Origin of the sequence: Microcystis sp. M49636_WE2 (genome assembly GCF_030065375.1) — a bacterium.
GTDB lineage: Bacteria > Cyanobacteriota > Cyanobacteriia > Cyanobacteriales > Microcystaceae > Microcystis > Microcystis aeruginosa_C.
The window spans coordinates 1-2,047 of the sequence record NZ_JASJFG010000501.1; the positions used below are offsets into that span (position 1 = coordinate 1).

Annotated in this window: 3 protein-coding genes; 2 read left to right on the forward strand and 1 reads right to left on the reverse strand. The window is 42.7% G+C overall.

Annotated features, from left to right (window positions below; genetic code table 11):
- Positions 1-196 (reverse strand): single-stranded DNA-binding protein (locus PX484_RS11720; protein ID WP_288103947.1); only part of this gene is annotated, 196 nt, incomplete at its 3' end.
- Between the two features lie 85 nt (positions 197-281).
- On the opposite strand from PX484_RS11720, the gene PX484_RS11725 reads away from it, so the two are divergent.
- Both PX484_RS11725 and PX484_RS11730 read left to right on the forward strand, forming a co-directional pair.
- Positions 282-1,277 carry an amino acid ABC transporter permease gene (locus tag PX484_RS11725; protein WP_287765610.1) on the forward strand — a complete coding sequence of 332 codons (996 nt, stop codon included), beginning with the start codon at positions 282-284 and terminating at the stop codon, positions 1,275-1,277.
- A gap of 249 nt (positions 1,278-1,526) precedes the next feature.
- Positions 1,527-1,904 carry a hypothetical protein gene (locus PX484_RS11730; RefSeq protein WP_287664603.1) on the forward strand — a complete coding sequence of 126 codons (378 nt, stop codon included), beginning with the start codon at positions 1,527-1,529 and terminating at the stop codon, positions 1,902-1,904.
- Positions 1,905-2,047: the final 143 nt, after the last annotated feature.

The following is a 2,047-nucleotide window of genomic DNA, read 5'->3' on the forward strand; positions in this document are numbered from 1 at the left end:
GATCGCCTTCATTATAGTTCTGAGCGACTTCTGAGGCCAAATTTCCCCAAGCTACGGCCCTTAAATTAGTCGGGGTTGCCTCGGCACGATTGGGAGAAAACTCGACTAACATTTGAGCGTAGGGAGTTTGATTATCTTGGGTATAACGTAATTCGGGACGACGGACAATTTTAGCCATTAAAATGCAACTGTTCATGGTCGAAAATTAGTCTGAATTTTTCTAATAGCACCATTGTACTGAAAAAGTACAAGGATCACCACTGTAGAGGTTAGGGAATTTTATGGGACTCTGGTTAAGAAAAAATCTCTTTAACACTTGGTACAACGTCATCTTAACCCTTGCGGGTCTATTTCTCAGCCTCTGGGGTGGTTTAAGTTTTCTCGATTGGGCGATAAATCGGGCAAAATGGGCTGTAGTGACGGAAAATATCGGTTTATTTGTGGTCGGTCGTTATCCAGAACAGTCAATATGGCGAATTTGGCTGATTTTAACGATACTTGCGGCTTTATCACTGTTTTCTTGGCAATTAAACCGGGGTCGCTTCCCCAATTGCCCCGCTTTTCTCCAACGCTGGTGGGGATTGCTCTGGTTATTGACTTTACCTTTAATTGCTTGGTTACTATTGGGGGGATTATTTTTAAAGGCCATTCCCCTCGATGATCTCAGTGGTTTAATCTTAACTTTATTAGTAGCGATCGCCAGTATGATTTTATCTTTCCCCTTGGGGGTATTATTAGCCCTGGGGAGACAGAGTGAATTACCGGCAATTCGTTGGCTATCTATTGGTTATATCGAATTATTGCGCGGTTTACCTTTGTTGGGAATTTTATTCATGGCTCAGGTGATGTTACCTTTAATTTTACCCGCCGGGACCAGACCGGAACGGGTAATCAGAGCGATCGCCGGATTTACCCTTTTTGCAGCAGCCTATCTGGCCGAAAATGTCCGGGGTGGTTTACAAGCGATTCCCAAGGGTCAAATTGAAGCGGCCAAAGCCTTGGGTTTAAAACCGATTTTCGTTTTATTATTGATCATTCTACCCCAAGCTTTAAAAGCGGTCATTCCCGCTATTGTTGGTCAATTTATCAGTTTATTTAAGGATACTTCTCTACTGGCGATCGTGGGGCTGGTGGACCTCTTGGGTATGGCAGGATCGGTTTTAGCTAATCCGAAATTTATCGGCGATTATCCAGAGGTTTATCTATTTTTGGCGTTTATTTACTGGATTTTCTGTTATTCTATGTCCCTAGCCAGTCGTAGGTTAGAACAGCGTTGATTGGGGTGTGGGGGAATTATGAATTATGAATTAGGGGTGTGGGGGAATTATGAATTATGAATTATGAATTATGAATTGGGGAGTGGGGAGAACAAATAAAAATAATCTCCTGACGACCGGCTACTGACTCCTAACCCCACCAACAGACTTATTCAGCAAGCCCCACCTAGCTTTTTGTCATAAATATTGATATGATTTAACAATCAGCAGCAATTTATGGTAAATATATTTATTTAGGAGAGGGAGAAAATGGCTGGATTCTTTGGCCTGTTTGGCAATAAGACGAAATACGTCGATGAACCGATGGATATGAGCGCACCGGAACCGAAAGAGGCTTTTTACTTGGAACCCGATGACGCTAAAACTCTCGGTGATATCGACTTTATGCGGACACCGATCACGATCCGACGTACTTTCCCGAAAACTGCCTCGAATAAAAAGGGTGGCGAATCGATTAAACAGATTTCTTCTATGGAAGTCAGCAAAGTCACCGATAACGGTATTGTGGCAAAATCGGCCACTTCCGAGGCTAATAGTAAGGCTAACGGTGCTAATGATAACGTTCGTCGCGCTAACGATGACAGTATCAATCCTTTCCTGAAAATGGCCCGCGAAATCAAGAAATAGTATAGGGTTTGCTGAATAAATCTAAAAACCTTGTTGGGTAAAACTTTTAGACCTTTTGGCCATCAAAAAGTAATGGATCTGGGAGTGATCGGGGGAAAAATCCCTGGACTTTTTCCCTGAAAATTAGGTAATTGACCCCCTCA

Coding starts and splice junctions, on each gene's coding strand:
- PX484_RS11730 (WP_287664603.1), top strand. CDS start 1,527: ATGGCTGGATTCTTTGGCCTGTTTGGCAATAAGACGAAATACGTCGAT.
- PX484_RS11725 (WP_287765610.1), top strand. CDS start 282: ATGGGACTCTGGTTAAGAAAAAATCTCTTTAACACTTGGTACAACGTC.